Here is a 26612-nt window from a genome sequence, read left to right as displayed (position 1 = left end):
CGCGTCGCCAAGCAATTATCAGCCGGTTCTTTAAATTCAGTATATCGACTTTGTTTGCGGCCGCGTTACCTTCATTGCTTCTGCTCAGAAGTCCAACGAGCAACCGTCGTTTTCGAAACCGCTAGATCCGCGGCGATCTCGCGAAGCGACCTTCCAGCTACGGTCATACGTTTTGCTATGGCACGCTTGTCTACGCTGTCACCCCAGCGTGCTTTGACGCGACCTGGATTAGCATCGGCATTGCGCTTGAACCGTACGTTCATCATCGCCACCTGGACCAGCGCTGCAATCTCATTGGTACCAGTCATCAACTCTTCGGTCGCGTCTAGCGGAACCTTGAACTCAAAGACCATTGCAGTCTTGTCGCGGCGAACTGCTAATTCCACTCCCTGTTCGGGCCGCACTAGCAACAGCTCCGCCAAAATCTGATCGGTTGTTCTACGGCGAGGTGCGCCCAAGATCTTTTTCGCACGCGCCGTCAACTCGCGTTCACCGATTGCGTTTCGCATTTTTACGAGGATAGCGCCAAGGTCATATGTGAGGCGCCTGAGCTCAAAGAGCTGTAACACCTCGGTCGGAAGCTCTGAGATTGCAATCGCTTTTGCAAGCCGCGTCCGGTCCCACGCCGGAGAAGCGGCGACGGCAGTGACCATCGACGTCCAGCGTCCTTCCTCAATTCCTCGCTGGTATTCGGCCGCTAGCGTCAACGGCGCGATCGCGCGGACGATTCGTTCCGGTGACCGCGCATCCCTCCCGTCAAGAAGATCGATAATCTCGGTCCAGTGCCGTCCTAGCGGATCAATTTCGGTCGCACGCTGAGAGAGGACGTCGGGACCGTGTTTCCAGATTAGTCCTGCCAGGCTTCTAGCCGTCTCATGCCATATCCCGGCCGTTACAAACAATGCCAATACCGGCGGCGGCAGCTTCGAGACAGCAATGGCGCGGTTTAGTGCTCTGTAAGTCACCTTAGGAGTGAATCGGGCGAATGCAGCGACCGCTCCACGTTGAGTTGTCCATGAAGTGCCAAGGCCCGAATGGTAGAGCTCAGCTAGTGCGAGCGGGTCGCGAGATATCGGTGTGCCAGCTAGTGCGGTCATTGTTTTTTGTTCCGTTGCTGCGGCGATTATCTGATCCAGCAGCCCCGCGCAAAACAGCGAAAGGCGGCGAATTCTTTGTTCTTTTCGGCCTATGTGTAAACCGAATGGGGTCCGTCCTACCGGCCAGAATCTTGCGTTTCTTCGCTCAGGCATCGGCCGTCTCGGCTTTGCTGCCGCCCCCGTCGTCAGCACTCAGCGTTTAGCTGGCGAGCGGTTTGGATGTCTACCTCAGCTGGCGGTGAGGGAGAAGACGCCTCATCGTCGGGCGGCTTCCACGCCTTTGCGCATCTCAAACCATTACACCGAGGCCTCGCCGTCAAGTTCCCGGGTCCAACTTTCGATAAGCTGTTTCATGCGCTCAGCTAGCATCTGTTGAGATTCGCCATCGACGCCTTGGAGACTGAGTTCTGTCCTCCCGTCGGCGAACAACTTCAATTCGCCAAGAGGACCACCATCACGCCGCTTGAACTGAACTCGCGATTGGTAGTGAACACGCCTCGAACCTGCCCGGCGCGTCGGTGCTTCTGCGGAGGCAGCTTGCTCAAGCCGTCTCACGCTCGCTCGGCCTTCCAGAATCTCTTGAAGCCAATGTTCGGCTACTGCCTGCCCTCCTCGCTCGAGAATGAGCTTGAGGTTGTACGCATGGGCAAGACCGACAGTATCCGAAGATTGAGCCATCCGGCTTAAGAACGAGGGAGGTAGACTGTTAAGAAGTATCACCTTGTTCACGTGTGTCGGCGCTTCATTCACGGCCGCGGCAAGCTCTGAGTAATCTCGGTAAATGCCTTGTTCGAGAAGGCGGCTCCACGCAATTGCGTCGTCGAAAACCGTTTGCGCGTCGCGCTCTTTGTTCGCCTTGTATGCTCGAAGATAAAGTGCCTTATTTTCCAAGCGCTCTTCGTGCAACTCCGCGTCGATGTACTCTGCGCCGCGTGATTTTGCTGCGCGTACCCGCCGTTCGCCGTCGATGATCACCCATTTTCCGGGATACTCCGAAAGCCGAGTTACCTTAATAGGCTCAAGTTGTCCGTCTACTTCTAGGCTGCGAGCCAAGCCATCAATCGTCTCCGCGCTATAAAAAGTTCGAGGGTTGTAGGGGTTCGAAACCGTATCTGCAATTTTGATTTTTTGCCTCGGGACTCTTGTCGCCACGTCATCGCCGTGAAACGGCGGCACCCCGACAACCGTTGCTGCCTCCCTCAGCGCAGTCTCGGCGACTGCATTCTTCTGCAGGCGCGCCTCCGCAGATTGACGTTCCAAAGCCATGCCGGCTCTAACCCGGCTAGTTAGGTTTAACTTAGCCATGCGACACCTCTGCAGCCTCTTCCTCGCTGTTCAACAACTCCACGAGTTCGTCGAAGAGAGCGTTGATTTCCTCTTTGGCCGGCTTCACGCCGCGAATCCCGCGGACATCAAAAACCGTTCGTCCTAGTGCCGCCGCCTGCGGATAAACCTCTCGCTGCCGTACCGCTGTTCGTAGGAGCAACACATTGCTTTCCCGTAACACCTCGCTCATTTGCTTATGTAAAACAGTTTTCGAATTTGTTTTACTGACCAAAATAGCAAATTTACCGGCTTTGTTATGAAGCCGTGTCCGCTCGATCAGTGCCATCATTCCTTCGCTACTCCAAAGGTCGAGAGGCGACGCATTGGTCGGAACTATGGTTGCATCGGCAACTGCTAGGACGCGACCGGTTGTTAAGTCGTCAATGTTCGGGGGACAGTCGACAAGAACGACGTCGTAGTCGTCCGCCAATCGCCCGATCTCGTTTCCGATGTTCTTTTCAAGCTTGCGGACCGCCCCCACTCGGAAAGGGAGCGGCTTTTCAGGATCTGCAGTCGCGGCCCAACTCATGCACGACTGCTGTCCATCCGCGTCGGCAACGAATACGCGATAGCCCGAGGCGGAGAAGGCTCCCGCCAGGTTCATCGTTGTTGTCGTTTTTCCCACCCCGCCCTTCTGATTCGCGACTGCGATTACGAGTCCCATCATCGGCTCCGGAAGATGTTTAAGAAATTTTTCTTGCGATTCTACAAGCAGGCGCGACCAGAATCTAGAAATTACTTTAGGTACGAACCCGTCTTGTGGGCTAGTCTGGAACTGGCACTACCACGCGGTATTCGTCAATCGAACCGAAACATTGGCTACATGGGCTTAACGTAATCGCTAGTTGCTCGCTTTCCATTAGCTCCGCCGGCGGCAAGCGCGGTGGGCCTTAGTCTCCTTACCGTCTGCCAAATGGTGCGCGCCGGTGTCGCCCGCCGACACACGACCGACCCGGCATTCATCTTACGAATTTGTTCATACAGGGTGTCCGCGACGCACTAGGCGCGACGAGATAGGGAATCGCACTGCGTTGCGGTGTTCCTTTCGCACTGCCACGTGGCAGGAGCGCAGTCGCCTTACGCCAGGTTTCTCTCGAACCACTAACGGTTGGCAGCACTCGCCCACGGCTACGGTTCACGTTCCGCACTACCACGTGCAGCCACGCACACTGCATGAGCGACGTTTCCTGTGCCGCACTACCACGTGGTAGGCACGCACACTGCATGCGCGACGTTTCGTGCGCCGCACTACCACGCGGTAGGCACCCGCACTGCATGAGCGACGTTTCGTGCGCCGCACTACCACGTGGTAGCCACTCATACTGCATGAGCGACGGTTCGTGTGCCGCACTACCACGTGGTAGCCACGCACACTGCATGAGCGACGTTTCGTGCGCCGCACTACCACGTGGTAGCCACGCACACTGCGCGAGCGACGTTTCGTGTGCCGCACTACCACGTGGTAGCCACGCACACTGCGCGAGCGACGTTCGTGTGGCGCACTACCACGTGGTAGGCACGCACACTGCATGAGCGACATTTTGTGTGCCGCACTACCACGTGGTAGGCCCGCACACTGCATGAGCGACGTTTCGTGTGCCGCACTACCACGTGGTAGCCACTCATACTGCATGAGCGACGGTTCGTGTGCCGCACTACCACGTGCTTGGCACGCGGGCCTCCGCGGCGACTGCTCGCGCCGCTTCGCTGGGGCCTATTGCCTCCATTGCCGCATGAACAGCAAGGCTTCCAGCCTGTACCGACCATGAGAAGTTACTAACACGAGGTAGGGGCGCGGGGCCTCCACACGAAGAGAAGAAGCGGCCGCGCTCGCGTCGCTACACGTGTACGCCCAAGCGCCCTTTTGGGAACTCGCGCACGAATATTGGCCAAGAAGTGGAGCCGTGATCGAGGAGGAGACGTTGTGTGGCGCTTGACACGAACGTGGATACCGGGCTTGAAACTTTTTAAAAATTATGGCGTTAGTGAAAACATTCAAATTACTTGTAACCGATTGAGATAATCGGCAAAGCTCGCCCTTGCAAGCGGGTGGGTGACGTCAGGCCTGCTGCCGGGCGACAGTTTTCGAGCTTGTCGGAAATGCTTTCCTTCCGGAGAGCTCAGGAAGCCGTCCCACAGTTCCTGGCGGCTGCCTTCCGGAAGTTGTACCCAATAGTCATCCATCCGATTGCTTTGGTGCTTCCGGGCCGCAGTCCGACGCCGCTCCAGCTCCCGCTCACGGCGTTGATTATCTTCTAACAGCGCCGCCTGCTGCCGCTTTTCTCGGAACAGTGAGAGTTCGGCCTTTTCCGAATTCGTTAGTAGATAACGGTCCTCTTCGTCTCGTAGGGCACTTCTAAACAAAGAGAACCAATTTTTAACGGGGTTTTTCTGTTTATTGAGAACGTAGCGATACAACAAGACATCAGAAATCGCTTCGATTCGTTCTATAGGGAAAGCTTCTGCAATTTCTTTAATCTGCTTCTGATTGAGACCGAATTCTTCCCGAAGTTCTTTGTACCGACCCGGGTCAAGGTAGGCACTCTCAGACAATAGTTTGCTGTTGGGATTTTGAACTATGACGAAGTTAAGTGAAGTGACGAATCGCTTCTCCCGGCCATATCGCACCGAGGCGAAGATGTCGCCCAGCGACTCAAGCTCCACTAGTGCCGGTTGTATCACTCTCATACTCAGACGTTTGAACTCCGTATATTCCTCTGGGCCAACGCCCATTCGCTCTCTGAACTCGTCGAGCGTCATGTAACCCGTCTCACCTCGCCACAGGTTTTCTCGCAACAACTCATATAGGTTGAGGGTGTATTTGCTTTTGAATCGCGCGTTCATCCTCATCGAGACATGATGGTACCGATCCGGCGCGGCGTAGAGCCTGCATAGGAACGCCGGAATTTTGTAGTGTAGGGTCGTCCCTTCGATGAGAACATCCTGAATCATCTGCGTTGAGAACCATCGATTACCATCCGGAATCTGCATTAGCGCTTGCTGCATCTCTGACAGCGACGCTTTCAAGTATGCGTAGTCGTTCACGTTGTGGTCTACTAACCACGATAGATAATCAAGCGAGACCGAGAAGACCTGCTGCGTCGACATTGTCGGACGCGCGACGAAAATGAGAGCGTTATGCAACTTGCTCTGCAGAAGCTTTAGCGGGTTTATAAACCGTACTCGCTGGCTTACTTTTTTCAGGAGGAGTTCTTCTTTTACTTGCGTAACCGGGACCCCTTCCCTGAAAAGATCGAGACTCTGCTGGTAGTTCCTCTTGCCCTCTGATTCGTTGCTCAGATAAAGCCGCGCCATGTCTGTGGAAGACAGCCTCTCAAGAAGCGCAGCCTCGTCTTCTTCAGTGAGAACCTCGACGGCATCGCTGCCGAGTTCGGCGATTGATGCGGTTGTAGCAGGGTAGGAAGGGGCTAACCTCGCCACAGCGACGGGGACCAAGAGTTGATTTTCAATTTTTCTGTTCCTGACGCCCATACTCCCTCCAACGATGTAGGCGCTACTATGACCGCCTCCAGGCCCCATGTCAAAAAAGGTATGTAGTCTTCTCGCACCGGTCACCAATAAATGTAGTCCTGAGGGCGAAGTTATGCGTCTATCAACGGTCGCAACAACCGTGCATGCGCCCATAAAAGTAGTCTTTGAGGATGTTGCGATACCACAACGCGCGACGGACAAGGCAGAAACAACCGTGAGTGAGCGGGGGAACCCTCGGTTCCTTGCCAGTGCGAGGCATTGATGACCACCTTTACTGTGGCGAAAGACGGAACGTGGTCCTTTTTGGCACTTAACGCCGTACCGGACCATCGTGAAGACTACGTTTATCTGGCGCATTGTCTGGCTACGCTTTCGAAATCGCGCTTCTAACTCGGCGGAACAGCCCATTCGCGCGCGCAAGGGCGCTGACCACGAGTGAGGACTACATCTATAGGGGCCTCCCAAGGAAAGGGCCCAATAAATGTAGTCTTTCGCGGGAATTTTGCGGACAGGCGGTGGTAGCACCTCGAGATATGTAGTCCTGGAAGCATTGGCTACGTTGGTTTCGTCGAGCGCCAGCAGGGCTCGAAGCCTTGCCCTGTGCCTTCAATGGGGTAGTGCCGAACTTTCCCGGGTCGATCTGATCTCTAAGTACCAATCCAATCTCATCTGTTAACGTCACCTAACCCATTGATACTTAAGCTGATTTATTCTCATAGGACTACATTTATAGTGGGGATAACCCCGAGAACTGTAGTCTTTGCGGTTCAGGACTACTTTTGTTGGGAGTCGAAAGACTACCTCTGTGGTGGTTTAGGGCTACGTATGTCGGTGAAAGACTACGCCTATAGGTGTAGTCCTAGAAACGCTGGGCGTTGGTTCGGAGTGTGATCTCCGCATCGATGACGACAACGCCTGTATGCGTCGGCGTTGGAACCGCGCGCTAGCCCTGAACAAGTGTTACGACTTGGTCGCCCGCAATGGGTCGAAGCTGAGTTCATCGGCGCGATCGGGTTCCCATGCGATGGGCACTCTCGAGGTTTCACCGACACGTAACCGCCGGACGCACCCCGATCAACAACAACTCCAAGGCGAGTTACCAACCAGTCACGGAAGTGGCTGTTCGATGCCTTACTGCGCAGATAGATACCGATGTCGCCTTCGCCGGCCCAGCAGAGGGGTGAGCGCGCAAAAGAGAAAGAGCAAACGGGACGGGTGCGAGCATTTCAGGGCAGGCCTTTGCTGCGACCAATGGTGACATCCAGACGATAGAGGAGCACGGTGTACTGCGCACCGACGCCGCGGGACATAGAAGTTCGAGCCGTTCAGTCAGGCACGCGCGGCGTTTACGCAATACTCGAACGACGGATGTCTAGGATCCCGCACGCCGCAGCCAGCGACGTCACAAAGCGCGGAAGCTTTTTGACCAACCGCCCTCGACGAACGCGTTGGAACGGGAGGTTCTTGGCTCGCTGAGACAACGGCTCAAACGAGTCCGCGGACGATAAGAGACGCTCTCCGGAGAGCGTCCCACTGCGACCGGGCATTTTGTTAGTTCGCTGAATTTAAAGGAAAAAAGGCTTGTTACAAAATGAGCCGGATATTCACACCCCCCTTAGTCGGCTCACTTTTTGTTTTATGAAACGCTGCATCGCGGGCGATTTGCGCGTTGGTCGCTCTCATTTTTGAGGTCAATTGTGCGCCAGACCATGGAAATGGCGCGCGAAATTAGCCTCCTTTCGAAAAAACAGAGGACGCTCGTGCTGTTTCAATGGTGACCGTTAATAAAGGGTTGCCATGCGTCTTTTCAAAAACAAGCGTCGGGCCGCGCTGTCTAGAGCTCCTGGCATGTACGCGGAGGAAGATCCGAGCCAAGTCATCTTCGAGACAAGCACAAAGCTAAAGCTCGAAGCTAATCGCTGGATGCTGATTTCGTTCGGCCTTGCCGTGATTGCCATCGGCGCGGTATGGACGCGGCAACCGCCGCCCTCGGTCACTCGTGTCGTTGGCGTCTCAGCTGATACCGGCGGTCACTCGATCGTGACCGAGCTCGTCGCCTACAAGCCCGACTCGCAAGCTGTGCGCACGACCGTCAAAGATATGGCGGTTCGTTGGTTCACGATCGAGCCCGTGCTCACGGACCGGCTCGAGACTTCGCGCATGACCGCTAACATCAACGCGGTGAAGGCGCAGATGATCGGCGCGGCAGCCGGTCAGTTTCGCGACTGGCTTAAGGCTGACACACCGTTCCAGCAGATCACGGCAAACCCGAAACTGATCCGCGAAGTCGACGTGCGCAACATCGCGTTGCTGGAAGACTCGACGGTACTTATCGAATTCACGACGACCACGTCACAAGCTGGCGCCACGGGTAAGCCGGACGTGAAGTCGTACGCACTCACGTTGCGCTATCAAATTGTCGCGCCGACTGCTGAACAGGCGTTGACGACGAACCCCTTCGGCATCTTCATTCCGTTCTTCCGCCTCGAGCGGACCGCATAAGCATGACCGCAACCATTCTCGACAAACGGCCGGTCATCGGCATGTGCGTCCTCGCCGCGTGTGCAGCGCTCCTTGCTCAACCGGCTTTGGCCAAGAAAGCCGCGAGCGATTCGGCGTTCAATGCCGCGATGGTCGCAGGCGACCCGATGAGCCCGATCAATCCGTTCAACGGCGGGGCTGATCCTTTGACGATGCCGGGCGATGCGCGCATCGGCGTCTTCCCGTACAGCCGCGACCAGATCTACCGCGTGCTGACCGCACCGCTCAAGCTGACGACGATCGAACTGGAAAAGGGCGAGAAGCTGATTGCTGACCCCGCAATGGGCGATAGCGTCCAGTGGGAGATTGACGACGACAAGATGAACCACGTGTTCATCAAGCCGCACAAGGCCGATCTCGTCAACACGCTGCATCTGACGACGAATCTGCGCGAGTATGACTTCACGCTTATCGCGTCGCCGGCGGGCGGGATGTTCTATCAGACGGTGCGCTTCCAATACCCGCGCGCGCCAATGGCTCGCGTCAGCGCACGCGACGACGCGACGGCCACTGGCAGTCGCGGCGGTGCCGACTCTGGAAGCATCAGTGTGGCGCCGGACAAGCTGAACTGGGACTACAGCGTGGATGGCCGCGCTGAGTTCACGCCGGAGACGGTCTTCGACGACGGCCATGCGGTGTGGATGCGCATGCCGGCGAAGGCACAAGAGTGGCCGGTTCCGTTCATTCTTGACCACGGCGATCGCGTCGTCGCGAACTTCATCCGCCGCGGAGACTTCCTCGTCCTGCAGCGTCTGGCCGACGAGATCGTCCTGCGTTCCGGCAAGGACGAGGTCACGGTGACGCGCGGCCGCCGCCGCCTGTTCGGGGTGTTTTGATCGTGGCGAAGAAACCGGACTCGGCTACGCCCAGCGCGGAGCAGGAAGCACTCGTCAAAGGCAAGACGCCGCGCAATGCGATCATGAGCATCGGCATTCTGGCTGCTGTCGTCATCGGTGGCCTCGGCTTCTACTATCAGTTACAGGCGACAAATAAGGCAGACGAAGAGGCCCGCATTAAGAGGGCGACCGCACTCAAGTCGAGTACGGAGGCGCCCACTGCCGCGAACAACAACGACATCGATCAGATGATCCGTCAGCAGCGCGAAGCAGCGGCGTCGGAGGCAGCAGCTCGCGCAGCGTCTGAAGCAGCGGCTCCGAAGCCCGCCATCAAACCGATGCTGACCGGTGCGGACTTCAAGGAAGAGGTCGCAGGCTCGGGCACGGACACGCGCGAGCTTTCCCGCCAAGCGGCGCAAGACGCGATCTATACGTCTTCCATCTTCAAGCAGGCAGGCGCGTCGCGTTCGGCGAACTCGTCGACCGGCGTACTCCCCGCTGGCGTCCCTTCGTTGGACGAGGTGCGAGCTGCTCGGAACGCTGCGGGAGCCAACACTCCCGATGCGATGGCGATCGCCTTGGCGAAGCAGGGCCAGGCACCGGAAGACCGCGACCGCGCCTTCCTGCGCGATGCGGGTTCGCGCGGCGGCATCGAACGGACAACCTTCAATGGCAGGTCGACCGGTTGCACGTTGACGCCGCCGCACGTCATCCACGTCAAGACGGTCGAGGGGCTGAACTCGGACAAGCCGGGTCGCGTTTCGTTGATGGTGGACGAGGACATCTATGACAGCCTGCGCGGCGACTGCTTGATGATCCCCAAGGGCGCGTTCATCAATGGCATGTACAGCGCGGACGTCAAGGTCGGCCAAGAGCGCCTGCTGGTCGCATCGACGAGTCTGCGTCTGCCCAACGGCAAGAGCGTGCCGCTCAACGGCATGCAGGGTGCCGACCAGAACGGCTACGCCGGTTTCTCGGGCGATGTGAACAACCACTTCCTGAAAATCTTCGGTGCGGGCTTCATTACGGCGATTTTGCTGAAGGCGTTCGACGGCAGTTCGCAAACGGCGACGACGGCTACGCCGAACGGCGTCACCACTTATGGTGACACGGCGGGGCAGGTCGCGGCGGCGACGGCCCAGACCGTCATGCAGCGCAACCAGAATATCCCGCCGACGATCACGGTTGAACCGGGCCAGAAGTTCCTGGTGCAGGTCACGCAGGACATCGTCATGGAGCCGTACCATGACTAAGACATTGGCGGCTGCGTGCCTGACGATGATCGCGTTCGGCGCAAATGCGGCGACCCTCGATTCGGTCATCAGCCCGACGCGCATCGTGGTCGATGACGGCACGAAGCGCGCAATCGTCGAGTTGCCAGGCGAACCGGTGTACGCATGCGGGCTGAAGCCGTTTCTCGCCTGGGCTAACCGATTTGAGGGCCAAACGGTCGAGGCAACGGCCGGCGGTGTTGCGATCAACATCGACGGATCACCCGTGAGCGTCGAAAGCCTTTTCGTGAAGGCTGGATGGCTGCGCCCTGCAACGCTTACGGATGACGCTCAAGCGAGCATCACTGAGCGGCGCGGCGGGTGGTCTTGCGCGTCCGCGCAGGCGCCGTTCGACGCGATGCACACGTCTGTCGATCCGAAAATTCTTGCTGGCATTGCGCTTAATGAGTCGGCATACAACGGTCGTGCATGGCCTTGGACGCTGAATGTCGCGGGTCGCGGCTTCTTCTTTCGCACTCGCGAAGATGCGTATCGCGCGGTCCGCTATTTGATCAGCAACGGCCGGTCGAACTTTGACGTCGGCATCATGCAGATCAACTGGGGCTACCACAGTAAGCGTTTCACGAACGCTTGGGATGCTCTTGCGCCCGCGACAAACATCCGCGTCGCCGAAGACATCCTCAACGAGAACTACCGCCTCACGCACTCCGCCGTAAAGGCCGTCGCGTACTACCACAGCGCCAATCCCGCACCGGGCCGCGAATATCTCGCGCGCTTCGTGAAGCACCTTTCTCAAATCGAACGCGGTCTATGAAGCACACGCTCTCTCTTCTCACTCTCGCGCTGGCCGCGGTCACGCTCAATGCGGCGGCCGCCGGCACCGACCCGCTCGACTTTGACTATGAGATCGCGGGCAATGTGCTCGAGCGGCCCGCGCTCGTCTTTAACGATGGCAGCGACACCTATTTTCAGCCTCGTGCCGGCCAGTCGCTGCGTGTCGATGGTGGACATCCCCAGGGACCCTATATCGTCGTGGCGGGCACGCCCGAAGTAATCCACTACTCGACGGGCGGCTCAAGTGCCACTGCTTACTGGAAGAAGGCCAATCGCTTCATTGGCGACAAGGCGCGCAGCGACACGCCGTCCGGTTTCTCTGGCTTCTCCGGCCGCCTTGCGCTGATCGGACCGCGCAGCAGCCTCGAAAGTACCCGGTCTCTGAACGCCACGCTGCCGCTCGCGCAACTGGTCAAAGCGCTGGTGCCCCAGGGTTGGACGGGATCGGCACAGAAGGACATTGACCTGACGGCCGCGACGAGCTTCGGCACGCGCGATGGCGAGAACTGGATGCAGTCGCTTGATCGGCTGGTGGCCGCGTCCGACCTGTACGCCGACGTCGACTTTAACTCTCACCATGTAACACTTCGCCGCTCGGCTCCGCAGTCAGTGGCGGTGAACTACGTCGCGCCGGTGTCGCAGGTCGCTGCTGCTCCGGCGGCTGCTACTGCGGTGGCCGCGTCGAGCGCAGCTTCTGGCGCAGACCCTATCGCAGACATCGCGAAAAAGGTCGATGCTGAAGCGGCGGCCGCATCGGGGTCCGTGCTTGCGGCCAAGTTTGGCGCACTAGCGATTCGCGATGGCGACGACAGCCATATCCAGATCAAGTTCTCGTCGAAGCCCGCTGCGGCGCTGAAGGTTACCGGTCAAGACGGCAAATCGCTGCGTCCGAAGTGGGATGAGGCGACGGCCGTGGTGACGTTCAACCGCGCGGAGCGCTTCACGATCTCCAACGACACCGACAAGGTCGAAGTTGCCCGAGTCGCGGGAACCGTCTATGAGTTCGACGCCGCGAACAAGGCTGCGCTTCAAAGCGTGTTCGACGAAAACGGCTCGACGTTCTTCAAGTTTGCCGACACCGTCGGCAAGGTGACGGTCGCCGACGTGGGGCACATGGGGTCGGGCGAGCAGAAGGGCCGCTACTACAAGTTCAACGGCACCGCCGAGCAGTTCATCGTCAACGCGGACGGCAACGTCGTCAACGTGCTGCGCAAACACGATGTGCGGTTCTTTGATCGGCCCGCGTCATGAACCGACTATCCCTCTTGTTGCCGCTTCTCTGCGCGAGCCTCCCCCTGCATGTGCGTGCCGATTGTCTTGACGATGCCGCGCGTTACCACCGCGTCAGCGTTCAAGTGGTCCGTGCGATCGCACAGCAGGAGTCCGGAATGCGCCCATATGTGACGAATCGCAATACCGATGGAAGCGAGGACATTGGCTTGATGCAAATCAACTCGTCCTGGCTTCCTAAACTGGGTCGCTTCGGCATCACCCGTCAACACCTGTTCGACGCCTGCGTGAACGCATATGTGGGGACATGGATCCTGGCTTCGAACATCAAGCAGTTCGGTCCGACATGGAAAGCGGTCGGTGCCTACAACGCGGTTTCCTCGAACAAGCAGCTCATCTACGCCAACAACATTTACCGCCGCCTGCAACGCGCGAATTGACCGACATGACGCCTACTTTTTCTCTTCAAACGCATCGCACCGCGCGCATGGTGGCTCACTTGTTCGCGTGTCTGGCACTCACGACTGTGCCGGGTCTTGCGGCCGCCGAGCCTGATCAATCGCGCCTCGCACCGCCGCCCGGGGACGGCTGGCAACTCCTTTCGGCACCCGCCGCGAAAGCCCCAGTGGCTCGAATTGCAATGGCGTCGCCCGCTGCTCCTGTCGTCCGTTCTGCCTCGGTCGCTCAATCTGCAGCTGCCTCTCCGGCCGCGTTCAACGCCGTTGTCGGTGGTGCCGCGCCCGTCGCGCTTCCCGGTGTTGGCGCGCCGTCGCCGGTTGGCTCGATGGACGTCGCCCCTGTCGTCGTACCGTCGCAAAGTGGCGCGACGGTGCCTAGTGGCGTTCTGTCTTTCTCGATCACGCCGCAGGACATCAACCTGCGCAATGCGCTCGATCGCTGGCTTCAGCAGCAGGGCTGGCAGCTCGCCTGGAAGATCGACGACGACTTGCCGCTCGAGTTCAACGCGACGTTCTCGGGCGACTTCAAGTCGGTGCTAACGCAAGTGATGCAGGCGACTAATCACATGCGCACGCCCACGCGGGTTTGCAAGCACACCAATAACGTAATACGCGTCGTCGCACGCGCAGCCAACTGCCAAGAGTAATCGCCATGCGCCTCACGAAAATCAAATCTGCCATAGCCATTCTTGTGGCTGCATCGTTGACCGGCTGCGCGGTCTCGCAATCCGACGTGAATCACGCCTATGACGCGACCAACGCGGAAGCGACGCGCGCGATGGGCAACGGCCCCGAGTCGATGTCGCTCGTTGAGGAAGTGCCGACCGCGTTCCTCGGCGACCGATTGGTGCCAGTCGCTTATGAAGCGACATTGCCCGCGATCTTCCGCGAGAAATCGGTTGTCTTCCCCGGCAATCTCCCGCTGTCGAAGATCGCCACGCTTGTCTCCACCGCTACTGGTTACCCGGTGCATCTGAGCCCGGATGTGTTCATTCCGCGTGACGCGCTGATTCCGAAGACCAACGGCGGAAACGGGCAAAGCGCCCCGATGCAGCCGCAAGCGATCGCGAAGTCGAATGTCGAGCCGGTCTATGCGCAGGCGTGTAACTGCAAGGTGGGTGAGTATCTGCGTGGCGTGACGGAAAACCTTGGCCTCGACTGGACGTTCGATGGCAGCACCATTTCCATCAGCCGGTTCGTCACCAAGACGTTCACGATCGCGGCGATCCCGGGCAAGGTCTCGATCAAGTCGACGATGTCCAAGGGTACGGATACGTCCACGGGCAACCAATCGTCCGGTGGAACGACAGGCGGCACGTCGGGCAACACGGGTTCCTTCTCGTCGGTCACCTCGACGGGCCGCGATGGGACCTTCGACCAGATTGCAATCATTCAGTCCGAGCTGGAAAAGCTGAAGTCGCCGCTCGGTGAGGTGGTGGTCAATCCGCACAGCCGCTTGGTGATGGTTCGCGACACCAAAGAAGCCGTCGATCGCATGGGTGCATTGCTTGCGCGCGAGAACGCAATCTCGACGCGTCAGGTCGCGTTGCGCGTGCGAACGCTGCAGGTCGATCTGAGCAATTCATCGCAAGCCGGCGTCAGCGCGGACATCGTTTTCAATCGCATCTCGGACGGACTGAAACGCTATTCGGTCACGGTCGCTTCGCCTACCTCGTTGGCAACTGCAATTGGCGGCACCGTTGGCCTCTCCGTCTTGAAGCCGGGTTCGCCCATGGAAGGTACCAACGCGATCATCAGCGGCCTCAACACCTTCGGCAAGACGGTTCAGGACAACACGCAGACGAAGCTGACGCTAAACGGTCTGCCGGTTTCCATCGGTTCATTCGAGACGAAGGGCTACCTTGCGGCAACCACGCCAAGTATTGGCTCGCTCACCGGCGGAACCGCCGGCGTGCCGGGTCTGCAGCCGGGATCTGTCACGGTCGGTGACTTCGTGAACATCCTGCCATCGGTCAACGACCACAACCAAATCATTCTCTCGTACTGGAGCGATAGCTCGAAGCTGAACGGTCCCTTCACGACCATCAGCACCGGTTCTGGCGACACGCTGCAGCAGATCCAGTTGCCCGACATTCTCGGCAACAAGGACGACCAGACCATTGCACTCTCGGATGGACAAACCGTTGTGCTCTATGGCGCGGTGAGTAATCGCTATGACGGAAGCAATAACAACGGCATTGGTGGTCTGTCAGGTGCCTGGAATAAGGGCCGCACGTTCCAGGTGATCATGCTGACAGCAACCGTCGTCCCGTCGATGTGAGCGCGAGGTAAGCATCCGTATGCACTTCGAATCCATACCGGGAGAAAAGGGCGCGAAGCTCGTATTCGGGCTGGATTGGCGCGCTTATTCCGCCAAGGGCGCTCGCGCCGAACGCCGACACTAGTCCGGTGCGACGCACTACATTGAATACAAGGCGAATGACGAAACCATCGTCGGGTTCTGCGAACTGGAACCTTCGCTTCGCAAGGGCGGCAAACTGTACTCGGCCGCTGCTCGTATTGCGTCGCTGGACCGCGTTCGTCGGCGTCCGGCGGTACTCGTTCTCATCCAGAACGATGAGCGCGTGCACGTGGTGCTCGTGCAGCGCGGCGCTGTCTCGCTCGATCAGGAAATAGCACTTAACGCGCTTGCCGGCAAGCGAGACGAGATCGAGGACGGGTGCGCCAAGGCAGGGCTCGAATTGGCGACCCTTGGTTACGGCGCGCAACTCCACGCGGTCGACGAGTCGTTTGACCTTCGCGAGATGCTCGTTGCGCGCAAGGTCGGGCTAATCAAGAAGGTCCCGGTGGCGGTGCCAACGACGGTGCCGTTGCTCGTCATCCTCGCCGCCGTGTTCTTCGGCGGCAAGCAGTTGATTGACGTGCTCAACCCGCCGCCTCCGCCGCCGGCGCCGCCGCCAACGTTCATGCAGGAGTACGAGTCGGCGGTGATGCGCACACTCGCCGCTCCCGCTCCACTCGCCAGCCAGCTTGCCCCGAAGCTGCTCGCGAGTTTCGGCGCGCAAGAAACGAACGTCGCAGGGTGGCAGTTTCAAAAAGCGTCTTGCTCTATCGCCGGGCCGTGCGTGGTCACGTACAAGCGACAGGGCGGCACGTTCAAGGAGTTCGACGCGCGTGCGCCGGAGTCGCTGCATCCGGTCGTCTTCAATCATGACGGTTGGCATTTGACCGCGCGTGGGCCCGAAGTGGCGGTCGCCGAACGCGTGGCGCTTGGTGAACAGAAGACATGGCCGACTCAGCAGGCTCTCATCAAGACTCTACAGAACGACCCGCAAAAGCTTTCGACCAAGCTCGACACACTCGATAGCCACGGTTACGTGGTGGATATCAAGCCGGCCGAGCGCCTTATCCAGCGCCAACCGACGGCAGGTGAAGTGCAGGGGCCGCTCGTACAGCGCGGCACGTGGCAGATAGACGGATACAAATGGCAAAGCGCCTTACTCGCGCGCCTGCCGGACAACATGGCACTGGACAGCCTCGACGTCGAGTTGAAGGAAGACGGTACCGGGGTGCATTTCACTGCGAAGGGTAAATACTATGTTCTCAACTGAGTGGCCGGTTCGTGCCGCATGCTTTGGCGCGCTCATGCTTGTCGCAAGCGCAGCTCTTTCGCAGGAAAGTCATCTCACGCTAGATGACATTGACAAACTCGCCCGCGAAAAGCTGGTTGATTCGATGCGCAAGGGCCAGGGTGGGGAAAGCAACGCAGCGCCAGCGCCCGGTGGTGTCGCATTGTCATCGGCGTTTGGCAATCCCGGGCCCACGCCTGGCCCCGCGCCAGCTCCGGCCGCTTCCAAGGCCGAACAAAAGGCCAGCTCGCCGTCCAAACGCGTTATTCCCGCCTCGTTCGTTGGCGCGTATTCCGACATGTCTGGCTCATACGTGCTCTACGACTATCAAGGCACGACCTATACCGCACGACGCGGTAGCCGCTTGCTCAACGGCTGGACCGTAGCCTCCATCGACGGCTTTACGGTCGGTCTTGTCGACGGCAAGCGTCACTGGACAGAGACTATCGCGGCACCGGCTGATGTTCCGGCCGTCGTCCCGGACGGACCGGCGGTCAGGGCGATCACGGATCTGTCGTCGCCGCTTCCCCCTGGTGGCGTTTCATCAACTGCTTCTACCTTCGTTCCATTCGGGAAATAAGACATGGGTCTTTTCGCACAAGAAGAGCAGGGCACGCCAGACTCGCCCCGTGGTGGATTCCTCAAGCGTTTTCGCACACCGCGCTCGAGCTTTGTTGAGCCAGGGACGGGGGCTGAGCCGAAATTCTCATCTGCTGAGCCGGTTGCGGGGAAGCGGAAACGGCGAGAAAGACAGTCAGAAATGGAGACGGAGCATACGTCGCCCGGGGGCACGCGCGCCGTGAATCCCCAAGTAACGTTTCTCGGTCGCGCGCTATCGGGCGGTGACGTCGAGGACGTCGAGAGCATAGAGATTGACGATGACTGGCACTCGCCCGCCCAGACTGTGCCCCCTAGGTCGGAAGCGCCGGTAGACGTGGTCACCGACGACGTGGCCTTTCGGCCTTTCGTGCCGCCCAGCTTCGAACGACCCAGCTACGCGAGCATGTCGGCGGCGATGGCTGCTAAGGAGCGCGGCGGACCGACGAATGTCGGAGCGACGAAGGCCGAGCCGTTGAATAGTGAAGCCGTGACCGTCCGAACCGCGACTGCTGCTGCTCAACCGGAACCCGAACCGCAGCCGATGGCCGCGCCGTCGCGACCCGATGCCGGCGCGAGTACAGCCATGGTCGATGCGGATCTTCCGACGCGCGCCAAGTCGGTCGAGAACGCCGATCCGCTACCGCTCGGCCCGAAGCACCCGGACGTCGAGCCCCCACGACCGGCAGGCTCAAACGCTCAAAGGATCGTGCATCCGCCGGTGGCAGTGGACGATCAGCCGTCCGACGACGAAGAACAGACCGAGGGCGGCGGCTTGTCTCCCGGGCGGCCGGAACTTGTATCGCCAGATTCGCTTCCCGATTTCAAGCGCGTTCTGACGGTAGCGGATGACGACGCGGCGCTGCGCATTCCGGCGGCCGCGCGCAAGGAGTTCGTTGCCGTTGAACTGCAACCGGGTGTGGCGATCACGGTGGCCACCGCACGGTTCGCCGAGAAGGCGCAGTACGCGACCTTCATCAAGGATCTGGGTGCGAACGACATTCTCGTGCGCGAGGAGATGATCGCGACCGATGCCGTGATCGCCGCGATCTACTCGGGGAAGGCCGCTGCGTCTGCGAACTCCACGGTTCGCGAAGCGAGCCGGGCGATCGGCAATTTCCGCGACATCGTTGAGGCCGCGCATGCATACGGCGCGAGCGACATTCACTTTGAGCCACGCGAGTTTCACAACGAGGTCGAAGTTCGTTTTCGCGTGAACGGCGACATGTACACGTTCAGCCGCATGCCGAAGGCCATCGTGCGTCGGGCCTTGTTCGCGGCGTACAGCGATCTCGTTCAGCGCAACACGAACTCGGGCAACAGCTTCCAGCCGAGCGCGCCGCAGTCGGCGATGATTCCGCTGGTCGTCAAGACGGACACGGTCAACTTGCGCTGGCAGTCGTCCCCGCTAGTTGGCGGCTACGACGTCACGCTGCGTCTGCTCGACGGCAACTTCAAGAACTATTCGGTGCTGCTGCCCAAAGACATGGGCCTGGAGAAGAGCCAGCTTGAGCTGATCGAAACGCTCAACTATGTGAGCGGCGGCATCACGGCGCTCACCGGCGAGACCGGTTCCGGCAAGACAACGACGCTGCGCGCGCTCTCATACATGCTGCCGGATCGGGAACTCAAGAAGCAGTTCGCAGTGAACGAGCCGTCCGAATATCCGATGCCGTGGCTGTCGGACTACTCGATCATCCGCCGCCCCGATGAGACTGACGACGAAGCGAACCGAAAGTACGCGGAAGTCATCCGAACGCTGATGCGGCAGGACCCAGACGATCTGACGATCGGGGAAGTCCGTGACCGCGTCGTGATGGGATTGGTCGCGGAACTGGCGCTGACCGGCCACCCGGTACGCTTTTCGTTGCACGCGGGCGACATCATCGCTGCCGTGATGCGTATGGCAGGCGGGCGACTACAACTGCCGATCGACGAGCTCGCTTCCGAAGGGTTCATCAATGCAGTCGGCAACCAGAAGCTGATTCCGACGCTTTGCGAGCAATGCAAGCTGCCGGCCGAGGACGTCATGCCCAAAGCTGACCTCGAACTGCTGCGCACAAAGTTTGGCCTCGATACCTCGGCGATGGCGTGCCGCAACTACGACGGCTGCGAACACTGCCGGCTTAAAGGGCTTTTCACGCGCAACGGGAAGGTAGCGGGTGGCACGAAGCGCCCCTCGTTGGCGGCCGAGTTGTATCGCCCGACCCCGGAATTTCTGGAGCGTGTTGCCGAGCGCGATTGGGCGGGTGCGCGCGCAGTTTGGCGCGGGGCGCGTCGTACCGGGTTCGATAACGCTGATATGACTGGAAAGACGCTATATGAACACGCTCTTTTCAAGGCTTCGCGCGGTTTGATTGATCCACAATTCGTCGATCGCTCGATGCAGTCGTTCGCGCAGTACCGCGTGATGCCCGGCATCGATGGTCTGATGGTCTAACCCTAGTCCTCCATGTTCACCACGTTCGCAAAGATGCTGCCCGTGCGGCAGCAGTTGGCCGTCGCGCGCTGGCGGTTTCAGAAAGTGCGCGAGGACTTCTACCGCGAGACGCGTCTCGATATCGCAGCCAAGGGTTTGCGCAACACCGAGACGCTGTTCGACCGGCTTGAAACGTACGAGAAGCGTAGCCGCTCGCGAGGCAAGCTCGAGTGGCGTGTGTTCGCGCGCATCCGCGAGACCATGCAGCGCGGGGAGAGCTTCGCGCTTGCAATCAAGCCATTCGTCCCCGGCGACGAGTACGCGCTGCTGGACATCGCGGACGAGTCTTCGCGCCAAGATGCGGTCGTTCGCGGCTTCGAGCTCGCGGAAATGGCCGCAAAGGCCAAGCGCGTGCTGTCGTCGACCACCTCTGTGCAGATGGCCTATCCGGCGTTGCTGCTGGTCTATATGTACGCGTACTGCATGTTGTTCGGTGGCGTCATCTTCCCGCAAGTGCTCGACGTCCGGCCGCTCGGCGAGTGGCCCGATCTTGGGCGGTTCCTGTATCACGTTGACACATTCTGCTACGAGTACTGGTGGCTCACGCTCACGGCGGTCATCGGCCTCGTGCTCGCTTACTTCTCAAGCCTGAAGCGCTGGACCGGGCCTCTGCGGGACAAGTTCGACCGCATGCCGCTGCTCTGGCGCAATCGTCGCGACCTTCGCGCGGCACTGCTCATTGTTTCGCTTGCGGGCCTGTTCGACTCAAACCTCACGCTGCGTGCGGCGCTGGACAGGCTTCTCAAGACAGCCGATCCGTGGCTGCGCTGGCATTTGAAGATCATGAATCGACGCCTGACGGCTCGATCTGATGAGCCGATGCGCGCGCTCGATACCGGCATCTTCTCGGTAACCATCGTCGACACGATCACCGACGCCGCGGGTCGCGATCAGTTCGAAGCGGCTATCAAGAGTCTAGGCCGCGAGTCGCTCGATCGCGTGGTTGAAGCAGTCAAGCGCAACGCCCGCATGACGCACTTCCTGCTGCTCGGTTTTGCCGCTGCACTGTTTCTAACCCTCGGCATTGGGTCATACGTCGTGACGGGTGCCGTCAACCTCACATCGGGAAATCCCGCCGCTTCAAGCTATTAAGGAAAAGCAAAGTGACCAACGAAAACACGCAAGCAGTTCAAGTCGACCCGATTAAGGAACGCCGGGCGCGCATCCTGAAGATTGCGCGCGCCAAGAAGCAGTCGGGCGAGTTGTCGATGATTGAGGCAGGCGCGGTGATGGCCGGTGCCGCACTGCTCGCGCTGGCCGTCTATGCGGGCGGCAAGTACGTGCTCGATCTGATTCATTCGTCGCAGTTCAAGAGCGAAGCACAGATGTTCCACACCGGGATTCTGAACGCGACGCAGAACGACGCCGATTTCTCCTCTGAAACGCTCACGGTGCTTGCGCAGAATCACGCCTTCGATTCGGCGGGATCGCGCGTCGCATCGGACAAGTCAGCGGTCAAGGGCATGTTCAACGGCACGGTGACGGCTGCCGTCGGAACGCTCGTTACCTCGAATGATTCTTTGATTCTGACGTATCCCGTCACGTCGACGGTTTGCTCGTTGAGTGCGGCTGCGCTGATCACCGTCTACACGCAGGTGACTGTAAACGGCACAACGATCTTCTCGCCGACGGTCACGTTCAACCCGCAGACGGTCGCCACTGCATGCGCGTCGAACGGCGCGATGGCGTCGATGGGACTGTGGACCACCCGTACCTGAGCGCGGATCGCCGACATGGGAAGCATTCTTGAGATGTTGATCGTCCTGGTCGGCGCGGCCTTGCTGACGGTACAGGGTATCAAGGAAGACATCGCTGCCAAACGCCAGAATCTGCTGCAGATCGAAGGGCAGAACATCGCGTCGATCAATTCTGCGCTTGGCAGTTACATCACCAATAACTACGCCTCGCTTATTCCGGTGGGGTATTCCCAGACGACGTCCACGCCGATCGCTGCGCCAACGCTGGCTCAACTTAGCGCGCAGTCGAACAACAAAGTCGCGTTCAAGAACGGGCCGTTCTGGGGCGGCACTTACCAGATCGCGTTGTCGGTTGTGCCCGACAGCTGTTCGACAGCAGCGGGCAATTGCCATATCGCCTCGCAGATCTATCCGAGCCTGCCGCTTATCAGCATGACCGACAAGACGGCTGACATCGCTGGCGCCGGTATCCTGGCTGCGGCCGGGGGAGCGCAGTTCGGCTACTCGACAAACCGAGCACCTGCGACGGTCACTGGCATCCACGGCGGGTGGACATTGCCTAATCCAGTAGGCAGCAAGGCTGGGATGGTCCTCGCGATTAATGGTTTCGGTGCGGACGGCAATTCGCCGTACTACCGCCGTGATGGCGCGCTCCCGCTGACCGGCACGATGAACGCGAATAATCAGGACATGCAGAACGTCGGCAATGTCACGCTCGGCGCGAACAAGGTCTTGAAGTTGCAGGCGGGCAACAGCCTGCAGATCGACAACGGCGCGATGTACTACGGTGACAGCGTGAACGCAGCCGTGCGTACCAAGGGCAACCTCTATGTGCAGAACTATCAGGGAACGGGACCGGCCGGGCTCAACGTCGGGGATGTGAGCTCGTCAGGGACGGTCTCTGGCAACACGATCAACGGCAATGTTGCGAACATCAACTACACCGCCAGCAAGTGCAGCTGGAACGGTGTGACGATTCGTAACAACCTCATGTACGTGTGCAATAAGTGGGGCAACTGGGTAGGTGCGAGCACTTTGGTGAGCAACCAGTCGGCGGATGCCCAGTACAGCGGCTGGTATAACGGATGGGGCGTTACACCTCCGTCGTGCGGCCCCGGCGGCACGGCATGGTATCGCATCACCCCGCAATCGCTGACGACCGACTACTCCAATCGCAATCCGCCGATCTCGGGCGCCCGTTACGCGATGGGTTGGAACGGCTCGCAATGGGTGCTCCAAATCTATGACGTTCTCGCTGACGGCGCAAATACCCTTGTGCAAGATCAGCTCGGCCTGCAAGCGCAAATCGACGTTGGCTGTAACTACTCAAACCAATAAGAACATGAAAAAAACAACGACCGGAATTTCCTTGGCATTGATGGCGACGCTGAGCGGTGTGCTGACGGCTCCAGTCACCTCCAACGCGGAATGGGTACAGAATCCCATCGGCGTTCCGCGTGCTCCCGGTTGCGATCCTGGGTATTCGTGGCAGAAACTTGGCGTGCGATATCAATGCGCCACACCACCGCCGACTTGCGCATATGGCTTCGCTAGCGGACCAGCCTGGACAGGAACAGCTTGGAGCTACTCCTGTAATGTACCGCCGCCTCCGAGCTGTCAAAGTGGGTTTCATCAGACGGCCGCGCCTAGCTGGAATGGCTCCGCCTGGGTGGGGCAGCAATGCCAGCCAGACGCACCGGTCCCAGTACCGGTTCCAAGCGTCCCGTGTGATGGCTATCCGACGCCGGGGTACACTCCCACTCGCGCTTACACATGGATTGATGCAACGGCAGATTACGGCTCCGGAGCCACGAATTGGGCCGTCGTACGTCAGAACGCGGGCGTTCCCGCCAACGCCATGCCGTACTGGGCGAGTTACGATACAGGTAACGGATATTCAATTAACTGGGCCGGCCCGGCTTACCCGACTTGCAGCGGCAGCGGGAACTATTATCGCGCGATATGCTGGGTTGACCCGGGAACCAACAGCGTGATTCGCATGTCGATGGGCGCAGCCTATGTGATGCCGCAAAACGGTTGTGGCCTCCAACATTGAGCCGGCTACCGCACACCTGATAAGCACGCAAGGACGTTTCAGTTGGATAAAGCTGAACGCCCCGCTGAATTTGCGGGGCGTTTCTGCTCTAACGACGGCGAAAAAAACCGCCAACACATCGGCTGGCGGTTCAGTGTTTCTCTTAGTCGTTAGCCAATCACGTTACCGGTGGTGAACGTGAAAGTACGCGAAAAGGCCGTTCCGTTGATCGTACCGCTGATCGAAACCGTGTATGGCGAGTTCGGCGACAACGGCGTGGACGGGTACGCAACACCCATATACGGCGGCAAGAGCTTGTTCGGGTCTTTGGCCGAGTCAAGCACTTGAAGGCTGATCGAATGTCCCGATGAATCCGTCATCGAACCCGACTGCATCACGATGGTATCCGTCACATTGCCTGCAACTGCGACAGGCGTTCCCCAGTTCCCCGACGTGGCAGGCGGGGTCGGCATCTCTCCACCAGCGGAGTACGCAACCCCGGTAGTTCCCTGGCACGGGAATGTCAACGGCACGTTCGTCTTAACAGCCGAATAGTTCGCCAACGTCATCGAGTACCACTCCGTCGGGAAGCCGTTGTACGTCGTGGCGACCTTGCCGATCCCAATGGTGGTAGTCGGCGCAATGGCAATGAAGATGTGATAGACGCCCGAAATCAACCCATAGATGGCTTGCTCACCGTACTGCGCTTCGGTCCACGTTGCGTTTGTATAGAAGCCGCCCGATACGCCGCCGACACCGTTGTTCTGCGTATAGCCAAAATGTGCTGCGCGATCAGCGTAGGACGCTCCCGTGAACCCCGCTGCGCCCGGCGTTTCGGCGTCGGAGATGGTGTTGTTCGTAGCTTGATACTGCGCATGGGCGGCGGCTGCTTGATCAAGCGCCGTGTTTTCCTGAAGCGCCGGGAATCCGCATTGTTGCCTCTGCTTGTTGAGCAGATTGAATGCAGCGAGATGGAAGCTGTCGCTCGGGTACTGAGGCGTTGTCAAATTGGCCGGACTCGTCGGAGTCGCGGGCGTGCTGGCACCGCTTGCGGGGGCCGCAGGCGATGCATCGCTGCTGCCGCCACCGCCACCGCCGCAAGCAGCGACCAAAAGCGATGCAGCGATCGCGGCCATCGAGAGTTTGAAGTCGTTCTGAATCGTCATTTATTGTTTCCGATCTAGTTGTTGCAGTCGCCCCCGCGATCTGCTTACTTTCATCTTATCGAGCGGTGTTCGAAGTCAAGGCGACTCGGAAGTCCGCCGCGAAACCGCTTTCCTCGTTGGCAAATTGCCGTTGGCCAAACGGCGGCGCAGGCATTGTAATCCCCGCTAAGGCTTCGAAATTCCGCACCGTTGTTTGATCGCAACCGTTTGCTATCGCTTCTGCCCGCGAGCGCGGAAGTGCTTTACCCGCAAGGCGACGAAAACGACGCCTAGCACCGCAGCGACGGCGACGGGCTGTGTCGCGCCGACTGAAGAGAGGAGTGCGGTGCCGCCCCAAAGGAGAATGAGAAAAGTCGCGAGCGCGCCGAATGCTTTGCTCTTCGACACAGCCGCGAACTGCCGCCGGCCTGAACCGAACTGCTGGGCGAAACGAACATTGCTTCGCTCGAGGTCGAACGCTTCGTTCGTTTGTGCGGTCGCCCGATCGGCGCGGTAGTGCTTCTCGTACCGTTGGAATCGCGTGTCCCCGCGGCCTTCGAGCCACGCGGCGACGCTGTCTGGAAAGAGGTAAGCGAAGTCCTGCATGAGTCAGTGCATCACGTCTGATTGGAACTCGATCGCACCTATTGCATCGGTGATGCAGCGTCCGTCGGACTCGGCGTGGTACTCGCCGGTCAATAAGTCGAGCCAGCCGAACTGAGGGCGACCGTCGCGGGAGAAGACCACTAGACCGGCCTCGACGTTGAATTCATGCGGCATCAACAACTCCTTTATCTGTGACTATTTTTCGGCCTTACGACCTTTGCTCTTTGGCTCGGTCAAGCGCGGCTTCAGATCGCCAGTGCAGCCGGGACATACGAAGTCCTTCGCCAATTCGATCTTCCCTTCGTCGTTGGCCAAGATGTACTCCGTCGCGCAAGTTCTGCACGGCGCGACATTCAACCTCGAATCGATCGCCATGGAGCGGGTGAGATGGTTCGCGCGGTCAGCAGAAACGGCGAGCCGACTACCGAACATCTTGTCGAGAACGTCGTTGGATGCAATCAGCGCTTCCGGAATGTTCGCTCCGTTCTTCAGCGCGCACCGGTAAAGCCATACGAGCATGGTTGCTTGAAGCCGGTGCACGGGACGCTCGACGTACCACGTCAACGAGCTTGCACTATTCCCGCACGGCGAGCTGACGCCGTGGATCTCGCGATACGTGCTGCGAGTGATGGCCGAGGTCACGCCAAACAAGTTTGTGGCGGTCGAAGCGCGACAGCCCTGGGTCATCATTAATCTTGCGTAGATCTCACGCCTAGCGCGGTCGAGCCGCAGGTCGGACCACAAATGCTTGAACGGTAGACCGCTAGGCTTGAGGTTTGAAGTGCGCATCACATAGTGAGCGACCGAATCTTCGGTGAGCGAATCCGCGCCGTATTGTTTCCAGAAGCGGTCGTCGTCAAACCGCCATCTAAACAAAGGGAAGCGAATCGCACCGATCGCTGCTTCCAGCCGTCCGATCGGCAATCCCATCAGGTAGTCGGCCAACTCAAAGGAGATACCTAGGAGCGGCGCTGCGAGCACACTCTGGTGGAGGACGTCTTTCAGCAGCGAAACATAGGCGCAGTTGTAGTGAAAAATATCGCGCGCCGTCACGTCGTCGACGAAGGGCATCGCTGAGGACAGCTTCGACACTGCAGTCGAAAACATTATCCCGTCGACAAACGTCGCCCAATCGCGAGGATCCTGCAGCGCCGGCGACAGAGCTAGGAACGGCATGTTCATAAGCTTGGCCATTGGTACGGCGTGCGCCTTGAACGTTTCCATGTTGTCGAACGAGACGCCAAAAAATGCTTCGGCGCTGCTGTACCGCGCGAGTACCTTATGGATAACCGCGGTCAGCGAAAAGTTGGTCCTTTGTATCTTCTCAGCGAGATACTGCCGAAGGGCAATGTTGGTCTCAACGGCATCAAGCGTGGTGATCGACATATTATTTGTATTTTTGCTGGCGGATGCGACC

At 59.2% G+C, this 26612-nt stretch carries 22 protein-coding genes; 14 read left to right on the top strand and 8 right to left on the bottom strand.

Annotated features, from left to right (window positions below; all coding sequences use genetic code 11):
• Window positions 1-71 precede the first annotated feature (71 nt).
• The 4 genes from AWB77_RS31020 to AWB77_RS31005 all read right to left on the bottom strand — a co-directional run bounded on the left by AWB77_RS31020 (window position 72) and on the right by AWB77_RS31005 (window position 5915).
• Window positions 72-1250 (bottom strand): hypothetical protein, encoded by a 1179-nt coding sequence (locus tag AWB77_RS31020; protein WP_157694959.1) that lies wholly within the window; start codon window positions 1248-1250, stop codon window positions 72-74.
• Between the two features lie 144 nt (window positions 1251-1394).
• Entirely contained in the window at window positions 1395-2363 is a 969-nt protein-coding gene (locus AWB77_RS31015) for a ParB/RepB/Spo0J family partition protein (protein ID WP_244158715.1), read from the bottom strand.
• A 31-nt stretch (window positions 2364-2394) separates the two neighbouring features.
• Complete coding sequence (gene parA, locus AWB77_RS31010) at window positions 2395-3090, bottom strand: ParA family partition ATPase (RefSeq protein WP_025527597.1); 696 nt, start codon at window positions 3088-3090, stop codon at window positions 2395-2397.
• A 1328-nt stretch (window positions 3091-4418) separates the two neighbouring features.
• The gene (locus tag AWB77_RS31005) at window positions 4419-5915 is read right to left on the bottom strand and encodes a replication initiation protein (RefSeq protein WP_061138300.1); all 1497 of its coding nucleotides are present in this window, start codon (window positions 5913-5915) and stop codon (window positions 4419-4421) included.
• A 1797-nt stretch (window positions 5916-7712) separates the two neighbouring features.
• Between AWB77_RS31005 and AWB77_RS31000 the strand changes: the two genes are divergently transcribed.
• The 14 genes from AWB77_RS31000 (at window position 7713) to AWB77_RS30935 (ending at window position 22747) form a co-directional block, all read left to right on the top strand.
• Window positions 7713-8417: a VirB8 family type IV secretion system protein gene (locus tag AWB77_RS31000; RefSeq protein WP_061138299.1), complete on the top strand. Its 705-nt coding sequence runs from the start codon at window positions 7713-7715 to the stop codon at window positions 8415-8417.
• A gap of 2 nt (window positions 8418-8419) precedes the next feature.
• Entirely contained in the window at window positions 8420-9292 is an 873-nt protein-coding gene (locus tag AWB77_RS30995; RefSeq protein WP_061138298.1) for a TrbG/VirB9 family P-type conjugative transfer protein, read from the top strand.
• A gap of 2 nt (window positions 9293-9294) precedes the next feature.
• The gene (locus tag AWB77_RS30990; RefSeq protein ID WP_061138297.1) at window positions 9295-10545 is read left to right on the top strand and encodes a TraB/TrbI/VirB10 family type IV secretion system protein; all 1251 of its coding nucleotides are present in this window, start codon (window positions 9295-9297) and stop codon (window positions 10543-10545) included.
• On the top strand, window positions 10538-11338 hold the full coding sequence (locus AWB77_RS30985; protein WP_061138296.1) for a transglycosylase SLT domain-containing protein: 801 nt from the start codon (window positions 10538-10540) through the stop codon (window positions 11336-11338). The genes AWB77_RS30990 and AWB77_RS30985 overlap by 8 nt, the downstream gene beginning before the upstream one ends.
• Window positions 11335-12609 carry a TrbG/VirB9 family P-type conjugative transfer protein gene (locus AWB77_RS30980; protein ID WP_061138295.1) on the top strand — a complete coding sequence of 425 codons (1275 nt, stop codon included), beginning with the start codon at window positions 11335-11337 and terminating at the stop codon, window positions 12607-12609. The genes AWB77_RS30985 and AWB77_RS30980 overlap by 4 nt, the downstream gene beginning before the upstream one ends.
• Entirely contained in the window at window positions 12606-13028 is a 423-nt protein-coding gene (locus AWB77_RS30975; protein ID WP_061138294.1) for a lytic transglycosylase domain-containing protein, read from the top strand. The genes AWB77_RS30980 and AWB77_RS30975 overlap by 4 nt, the downstream gene beginning before the upstream one ends.
• Window positions 13029-13033: 5 nt before the next feature.
• On the top strand, window positions 13034-13693 hold the full coding sequence (locus AWB77_RS30970; protein ID WP_061138293.1) for a toxin co-regulated pilus biosynthesis Q family protein: 660 nt from the start codon (window positions 13034-13036) through the stop codon (window positions 13691-13693).
• 5 nt (window positions 13694-13698) lie between these two features.
• Entirely contained in the window at window positions 13699-15327 is a 1629-nt protein-coding gene (locus AWB77_RS30965) for a hypothetical protein (protein WP_061138292.1), read from the top strand.
• Window positions 15328-15631: 304 nt separating this feature from the next.
• Entirely contained in the window at window positions 15632-16618 is a 987-nt protein-coding gene (locus AWB77_RS30960) for a hypothetical protein (protein ID WP_244158714.1), read from the top strand.
• A gap of 34 nt (window positions 16619-16652) precedes the next feature.
• Entirely contained in the window at window positions 16653-17216 is a 564-nt protein-coding gene (locus tag AWB77_RS30955) for a hypothetical protein (protein ID WP_061138291.1), read from the top strand.
• A gap of 180 nt (window positions 17217-17396) precedes the next feature.
• Window positions 17397-19673, top strand: coding sequence for an ATPase, T2SS/T4P/T4SS family (locus AWB77_RS30950; protein ID WP_244158713.1), 2277 nt, complete (start codon window positions 17397-17399; stop codon window positions 19671-19673).
• A 12-nt stretch (window positions 19674-19685) separates the two neighbouring features.
• Window positions 19686-20804 (top strand): type II secretion system F family protein, encoded by a 1119-nt coding sequence (locus tag AWB77_RS30945; RefSeq protein ID WP_061138290.1) that lies wholly within the window; start codon window positions 19686-19688, stop codon window positions 20802-20804.
• 11 nt (window positions 20805-20815) lie between these two features.
• Window positions 20816-21430 carry a type 4 pilus major pilin gene (locus AWB77_RS30940; RefSeq protein ID WP_082378246.1) on the top strand — a complete coding sequence of 205 codons (615 nt, stop codon included), beginning with the start codon at window positions 20816-20818 and terminating at the stop codon, window positions 21428-21430.
• A 15-nt stretch (window positions 21431-21445) separates the two neighbouring features.
• The gene (locus AWB77_RS30935; protein WP_157694958.1) at window positions 21446-22747 is read left to right on the top strand and encodes a hypothetical protein; all 1302 of its coding nucleotides are present in this window, start codon (window positions 21446-21448) and stop codon (window positions 22745-22747) included.
• Between the two features lie 867 nt (window positions 22748-23614).
• Here the strand turns inward: AWB77_RS30935 and AWB77_RS30930 are convergent.
• The 4 genes from AWB77_RS30930 to AWB77_RS30920 all read right to left on the bottom strand — a co-directional run bounded on the left by AWB77_RS30930 (window position 23615) and on the right by AWB77_RS30920 (window position 26581).
• On the bottom strand, window positions 23615-24610 hold the full coding sequence (locus AWB77_RS30930; RefSeq protein ID WP_061138288.1) for a CAP domain-containing protein: 996 nt from the start codon (window positions 24608-24610) through the stop codon (window positions 23615-23617).
• Window positions 24611-24820: 210 nt separating this feature from the next.
• Window positions 24821-25195, bottom strand: a complete 375-nt coding sequence (locus AWB77_RS30925; RefSeq protein WP_061138287.1) for a hypothetical protein — start codon at window positions 25193-25195, stop codon at window positions 24821-24823.
• A gap of 3 nt (window positions 25196-25198) precedes the next feature.
• A complete protein-coding gene (locus AWB77_RS36535) occupies window positions 25199-25369 on the bottom strand; it encodes a hypothetical protein (RefSeq protein WP_167354192.1) in 171 nt (56 codons plus the stop codon).
• A 21-nt stretch (window positions 25370-25390) separates the two neighbouring features.
• Window positions 25391-26581 (bottom strand): FlhC family transcriptional regulator, encoded by a 1191-nt coding sequence (locus AWB77_RS30920; protein WP_061138286.1) that lies wholly within the window; start codon window positions 26579-26581, stop codon window positions 25391-25393.
• Window positions 26582-26612 lie beyond the last annotated feature (31 nt).

Origin of the sequence: Caballeronia fortuita (assembly GCF_001544835.2) — a bacterium.
GTDB classification, from domain to species: domain Bacteria; phylum Pseudomonadota; class Gammaproteobacteria; order Burkholderiales; family Burkholderiaceae; genus Caballeronia; species Caballeronia fortuita.
The sequence above is the reverse complement of the archived record's forward strand: the minus strand, read 5'-3'. Positions and strand labels throughout refer to the sequence as shown.